The sequence below is a fragment of the Shewanella sp. SG44-2 genome, from assembly GCF_014164215.1.
Classification (GTDB): Bacteria; Pseudomonadota; Gammaproteobacteria; order Enterobacterales; family Shewanellaceae; genus Shewanella; species Shewanella frigidimarina.
In genome coordinates this window covers 1-372 of the sequence record NZ_JACJEU010000087.1, presented here as the reverse complement: position 1 = coordinate 372, position 372 = coordinate 1, and the positions used below count along the sequence as shown (strand labels likewise).

Here is a 372-nt window from a genome sequence, read left to right as displayed (position 1 = left end):
AACGCATACGTTTACGTGCGCGTTTCTCAGATTTAACTAATGCTGCAAGATTGAGATTATTCATCGATACTGAAGTAAGGAAATGACGAGCAATTAGATCACATATTTAATGTAAATGGTATAAGAGAGCGGTAGCCTTTTTGATGCCATCTATACAACAATGTGATGCAATCAACAATCAGCCCCTCAAATTACAGACGTAAAAAAGCCCGCTACATAATAGCGGGCTGTTTCACGACTCTTGCAGGTCAATTAGGCGCCTGGAAATGACCTACTCTCGCATGGGGAGACCCCACACTACCATCGGCGATACTGTGTTTCACTTCTGAGTTCGGAATGGGATCAGGTGGTGCCACAGCTCTATGGTTTCCA

Annotated in this window: 1 rRNA gene; it reads right to left on the bottom strand. The window is 43.8% G+C overall.

Features of this window, described 5'->3' with window-relative positions:
• Positions 1-258 precede the first annotated feature (258 nt).
• A 5S ribosomal RNA gene (gene rrf / locus H5181_RS20390) occupies positions 259-372 on the bottom strand; the annotation flags it as partial.